The organism is Acidiphilium multivorum AIU301 (assembly GCF_000202835.1).
Classification (GTDB): Bacteria; Pseudomonadota; Alphaproteobacteria; order Acetobacterales; family Acetobacteraceae; genus Acidiphilium; species Acidiphilium multivorum.
In genome coordinates, this window is sequence record NC_015189.1 from 1 (window position 1) to 5,178 (window position 5,178).

The 5,178-nt window shown below is 57.6% G+C and carries 7 protein-coding genes; 6 read left to right on the top strand and 1 reads right to left on the bottom strand.

From position 1 onward, the window contains the following. From ACMV_RS19270 to ACMV_RS20565, 4 genes are all read left to right on the top strand, one after another. Positions 1 to 525 carry a replication/maintenance protein RepL gene (locus ACMV_RS19270; protein WP_013641304.1) on the top strand — a complete coding sequence of 175 codons (525 nt, stop codon included), beginning with the start codon at positions 1 to 3 and terminating at the stop codon, positions 523 to 525. A 259-nt stretch (positions 526 to 784) separates the two neighbouring features. After that, positions 785 to 976 (top strand): hypothetical protein, encoded by a 192-nt coding sequence (locus tag ACMV_RS21740; protein ID WP_231844569.1) that lies wholly within the window; start codon positions 785 to 787, stop codon positions 974 to 976. Positions 977 to 989: 13 nt separating this feature from the next. Next, complete coding sequence (locus tag ACMV_RS19280; RefSeq protein ID WP_013641306.1) at positions 990 to 1,424, top strand: DUF29 domain-containing protein; 435 nt, start codon at positions 990 to 992, stop codon at positions 1,422 to 1,424. Between the two features lie 320 nt (positions 1,425 to 1,744). Then, on the top strand, positions 1,745 to 2,326 hold the full coding sequence (locus ACMV_RS20565; RefSeq protein ID WP_148360959.1) for a hypothetical protein: 582 nt from the start codon (positions 1,745 to 1,747) through the stop codon (positions 2,324 to 2,326). 71 nt (positions 2,327 to 2,397) lie between these two features. On the opposite strand, the gene mobQ is transcribed toward ACMV_RS20565, so the two are convergent. Further along, positions 2,398 to 3,519: a MobQ family relaxase gene (gene mobQ, locus ACMV_RS19285; protein ID WP_013641308.1), complete on the bottom strand. Its 1,122-nt coding sequence runs from the start codon at positions 3,517 to 3,519 to the stop codon at positions 2,398 to 2,400. Positions 3,520 to 3,663: 144 nt separating this feature from the next. Here mobQ and ACMV_RS19290 point away from each other — a divergent pair, with 144 nt between their 5' ends. Next, positions 3,664 to 3,951 carry a hypothetical protein gene (locus tag ACMV_RS19290; RefSeq protein ID WP_013641309.1) on the top strand — a complete coding sequence of 96 codons (288 nt, stop codon included), beginning with the start codon at positions 3,664 to 3,666 and terminating at the stop codon, positions 3,949 to 3,951. Then, positions 3,944 to 4,609, top strand: a complete 666-nt coding sequence (locus ACMV_RS21090; protein WP_041665967.1) for a hypothetical protein — start codon at positions 3,944 to 3,946, stop codon at positions 4,607 to 4,609. Before ACMV_RS19290 ends, ACMV_RS21090 begins: the two co-directional genes overlap by 8 nt. Positions 4,610 to 5,178: the final 569 nt, after the last annotated feature.

Genomic DNA, 5,178 nt, shown 5'->3' on the forward strand with positions numbered 1-5,178 from the left:
ATGAAGCAAAAGCAACTCGGATTGACCACCGAGCCCGGCGGAACTTGGGTGCAAGTCGAACGCGCCGCGATGGAGCGTTGGTCCAAGCTCGCCGTTTCAAACTCTCGGGCAGCCGCCGTGATGATGCTCATCACCTCCCAGATGGGGAGGCACAACGCTCTGGTGGTTTCTCAAGCCACATTGGCGAAGATGGCAGGCTGTGGATTGAACACCCTGAAGAGAGCTTTAGGGGTTTTGAGGGATGGCAACTGGATCGAAGTTCGCCAGATCGGCCCGACAGGCACCGCCTGCGCCTACATCGTCAACGATCGCGTAGCTTGGTCCGGTAACCGCGATGGCATCCGCTATAGCCTGTTCTCGGCGGCAGTGCTGGTCTCGGATGCCGAACAACCAGACCATTCTGAGCTTGGCGCACAACCATCCCTAGAGTCGTATCCCGACCATGCATCCCGGCGAGCGCCAGCTACCCACTGGTCCCGGTCTCGACCCGCCCACCCAGCCGCCACTGATGGGATTGGAGCCTGACCTACCAGCCCGCGTGAAGGAGCCATATGGGCCACGTGATTGAGCCACTTGGGCCATGCTGAGCCAGAGGCGAGCCGCCCAAGCCTGGGGGATATCTAGAGCCACCCTACAGCGGGCCGTATCTAGCGGAAAACTTAGTGCTTTGCCGGATGGAACGATTGATCCGGCAGAGATGCTTCGTGTCTTTGGCGAAGCCAAGGGTGGCCCATCGGGCCACCACAATGAGCCACTTGGGCCACCCCTGGGCCGGGGGGATGAGATGGCTTTTCAGGCCGAAATCCGGATGCTCAAAGCGCAGATCGAGGCCAAGGAGGCTCTGCTCTCCGCCAAGGATCGGCACATCGAGGATTTGAGCCAGGCGCTCCGGCTGCTCGCTGGCCCGCCAGCACCGGCACCACAGCCGTCTCTGCTGGCCAAGCTATTTTCCCGCCAGAGGTCGCCCCGTTCGTGATAGGATCAACACCATGAGCACATCGACCCTCTATGACCGCGATTTCTACGCCTGGGCGAATGAACAGGCCGGACTTCTGCGCGCTGGGAAGCTGACGCAGGCCGACATTGAACACATCGCCGAGGAGATCGAGAGCATGGGCAAATCCGAGAAGCGCGAATTAGTCAGCCGACTGACTATCTTGCTTCTCCATCTGCTCAAGTGGCAATTCCAAGCTCCAAAGCGCAGCAAAAGCTGGCAAAACAGCGTCGAAGTCCAGCGAATCAGCCTAGATTCGCATTTACGCGACAATCCCAGCCTCAAATCCGTCTTGGATAGCGCAATTTCTGAAGCCTACCGCGTGGCGCGCCTGGAGGCTGAAAACGAAACCGGCATCGACAAGAATATTTTTCCGGTGACCTGCCCATGGTCCTTTGACCAAATGATGGCAGAAGACTTCTGGCCATAGTTTGGGAGCCACCACAATGACACAAAATCTGAATAATGAATTACGCCTCAAAATTCTCGAAAAGCTATATTCTATAGAATCTACGCTTAACCCTGGAGATAGCGTTCTGGTGCAGCCGTATATCGACGGACAGGAAACCACTAATCCGTTGAAAATACATGGCTATGATTGGAACCAAATTGATTCCACGCTTCGTGAAATGTGTAGAACGGGCCTCTTAAGCTCGGGCTCAGTCCAGTATGACGCGCCCGCCATTGGTATATACTTTAGCGCATTAACACCACGCGGCCGTACCCTGCTTGGAAAATAGAACCCTAGAAATGAGATCGGCTGTCAAAGTAGTGGTTGTCGCCTTATGTTTGGTGAGCCTTCCGGCTTTCGCAGCGATGCCGCCACAAGAGGCCGCGCTGCTCAATACCCTTTCAAAATATAACGAAGCGTATGATCAGGCACCAAATGAGATCCAACAAGATAGGGTCTCAACTGAATTCGCTCGCAGGTTTTGCGCCGAAATTCCGCAGGGGACGGTACATGACTGGATCGGCACACTGGAAACGATCCTGCCAACCCATCATCCGTCCGGCGTTCAGATCACAATCGAACTGCCTAGCCGCGATCTCTACTCGGGATCGCTTGGAATCGGGCTGTCTGTCGGCAATTTCTACGGATACGGCGTCACGCGAGATGGCATGATTCCCTCGGGACCGCTGCTGATTCGTGCCAACACGCCGCTCTATCATACTGTCTCAAAAATCCCCGATAATGACTATGACCGGGTGAGCTTTAGCGGAAGATTTGTGCCGTTCATCAGCCCCACCGCTTGCGAAAAGGCGATCCATTACGCCACTTACTTTGATGCGATTCGCTTCTATAAGGTCAGAGACCTCGGGCCGGATAAGTAGAGGCGCCAACAGTCCTCTGCCTGTACACCATGGCTAAATAAATTTGTCGTTCCCCTTACTCGGCCTCTGGCCTAAAGGTCCATCTCTGGCCCGTCTCGGCCCTTGCTAGGTGTACGGCTAGGCTGCCGGGAGATAACAGCCTCCTTTGTAGGACGCCGCGCCATTGTGGGTTGCTTGGCGCGTTCTGCAGCTTGGTTGGCCTGCCGCAACACAGACAGATCTGCACCAGCCAGGGCCGCGCTGAGGTTGGCGGTTCTCAACCCAGACAGATCAACGCCGGCCAGCCTCTCCCGAAGCTCAACAGCCCAATCACGGGCCTTGTCGAGCGCCTGAGCCCCCCACTCGCGCACCTGCTGCCAAACCCCCTGCCGCTCCCTATTCCTGCCCTGCACGGCTCGCATCTGGTCGCCGCGGTCGGTCTGGACGCCCCGTCGCTCCATCGCGGCCGCCGCCCCCAGCTTCGGTTGCGGCTCGCGGTCCAGGTCCTGCGCGCACCTCTCCGCTAGCAAGCGTTCCGGTTCAGGCCGAGTCTGGTCCTGCGACATCTCAAGTGCCACTTCACGCTGGACGGTCAGGCTCCGATGGTCCACCCGCTCCGCGATGTGGGCGCGCTCCAACGCCCGGTTGATGTGCTCAGCCCAACCCTCTCGCAGACCCAACAGCGGGCTTTTGTCCTTCACGAACCCCTTCCCGTCTTTGGTGGCAAAGTCCGGGTTCCACTCCCGCGCCTTGTTGCCAAAGCTCTCGCCCTCGATGTGGCGCATGGTCAGCATGATGTGGGCATGAGGTTGCTTCTCACCGTCGCTGGCGCGGGGCTCGTGAACAGCGATGTCGGCCACCATCCCATGGTCAACGCATCGCTCTTTCACGAAGTCCCGTACAAGGTTGATCTGCTCTTCCCGCGAAAGCTCACGGGGAAGAGCAATCTCAACATCGCGGAATAGCTGCGCATCCTTCCGCTTTTCCGCCGCCTCGACGCCGTTCCATAATTTTGAGCGATCAGACATCCAGGCAGGCGCATTCTCGGGAGTCATAATCTCCCGATGAACAACGCCTTGCTTTTTGGTGTAATCATGCGTGTTGCCGTCGCGCTCGTTCGTCAGGCATTCGCCTGAACGGTACGCCGATGCTGCAACCGATGAACGGCCACCACCACGCCCGACGACTTTCACACTGGCATGATAGATCGCCACAGACAACCTCACACCTACTGAAGGGGTGCAGGGGGAACCCCTGCCGTGCACATTGCAAAGCAATGTATAAGCGCGCACTTCGTGCATTGTCCAGTTCATATTCATCCGATAAAGTGACATCATCTCTGATTGAGGAACCGTGAGATGGCAAAGACTATCGACCAGCAGATTGCCGATGCAGAGGCCCGTCTTGCACGGTTACGTGAAAAATCTCGGAAGAAGGAAACTCGTCACAAGATCATTGTGGGTGCGCTCGTTTTGACCGAAGCAGCGAAGGATGCAAAAATTGCCGGGTGGCTGCTAAAGCAGATTGACACCAAGGTCACGCGCGACGTGGACAAAACCGATATCGCTCCGGTCGTCGATGATCTGAGGAAGGTGGCAGCAAGCCAGAATCATCAAGCGGCCTCGGTAGAGGCCGCGCATGAGTGACCCCGTTGTAGAACTGGTCGAAACCCTCAAGGCGGTTCGCCTCGAAGTTGCTGCTATCGGTCAGAAGATCGACACCAAAGCTGCCACTCCCGCCCAACTGGCAGAGCTCTCTCGGGCCGTTAAATCGGCAGATCCCGCCGAACTCGCCTCTTGCATCGCAACCGCCGCTGTGCAGGCAGGACAGAAAATCGCCAGAGAGGTTCGGGGCGAAACCGAGAAATTGAGCACTGCCACGGCCAGTCTCACTACCCATGACACCAATCTGGACACAGCCATCAAAAGCATTGCCGCAACCGGGGAGGCTATCAGGAAAGCGAGTTTCTGGCTTAATTTTCGCGCCATTATGGTCCTGGCTGTGGCTGTGCTCCTGGTCGGTGGCGGAAGCTTCCTCTCCCTGGCATGGCAACGGCACGAAAGCGCCAGCCTTCGCACCGAGGAAACCGCCCTGCGCGCCCAAATCCAAACCGACAGGGCCAATCTCGCGGCTCTAAAAGCCAAGGGAGGTAACATTCATCTGAGCGAGTGCGGCCCGAAAGAGGATCGTCTCTGCGTCCAGGTTGCCCCTGATCAGCTTGGCCCAAACATGGCTCATGCGGTCACATGGCACGATGTCCACAAAGCGCGCGGCCCCCAGTATGTCATCGTTGCCGGATATTAGGGCTGCAATCAGACGGCCCTAGAGCCGCCCCTGGCGGCTGGATAGGGCACAACCTCGCCCCAACGCCCCTCAATGCCACTTTGTGGGCCTCAGAGCCGCCCTAGGCGGCTGGATAGGATACGATCCGGTTCGCCAGTGCGGCCCGTTAGGGCCGCCGATCATGGGCAAGCCGCTGACGCGGCTTGCCGCCATCATTCATCGGCCCTGAGGGCCGCCTGATCAGCCCGTCCGCACAGGTGGGTCCACCGGGATGGCTACGCGTCGCCAGCCTCCTTACGGGGCGCTCCGCTACGCATCCCCGTGGACTACCTGCACGGCAGGCAGCCCCCTTCGGGGGTGCTCCTTAAGATCATAGAAGGAGCGAGAAAAAAAGTATTATATATCAATAATATAGAAGGGGGGGGTAGCCCACCAGCTATGGGCTACCCCTAGCCCACCAGCTATGGGCTAGGTTTGGACGAAATTTGTCCATTTAATGTTGAATTTCATCCACACTTACGCTATTCAGCATGGATAAAATCCGTCCATTTTCGGATGAATAATGCCCAATTTTGGGCTAGGGGTAGCCC

Coding starts and splice junctions, on each gene's coding strand:
- ACMV_RS19270 (WP_013641304.1), top strand. CDS start 1: ATGAAGCAAAAGCAACTCGGATTGACCACCGAGCCCGGCGGAACTTGG.
- ACMV_RS21740 (WP_231844569.1), top strand. CDS start 785: ATGGCTTTTCAGGCCGAAATCCGGATGCTCAAAGCGCAGATCGAGGCC.
- ACMV_RS19280 (WP_013641306.1), top strand. CDS start 990: ATGAGCACATCGACCCTCTATGACCGCGATTTCTACGCCTGGGCGAAT.
- ACMV_RS20565 (WP_148360959.1), top strand. CDS start 1,745: ATGAGATCGGCTGTCAAAGTAGTGGTTGTCGCCTTATGTTTGGTGAGC.
- ACMV_RS19290 (WP_013641309.1), top strand. CDS start 3,664: ATGGCAAAGACTATCGACCAGCAGATTGCCGATGCAGAGGCCCGTCTT.
- ACMV_RS21090 (WP_041665967.1), top strand. CDS start 3,944: ATGAGTGACCCCGTTGTAGAACTGGTCGAAACCCTCAAGGCGGTTCGC.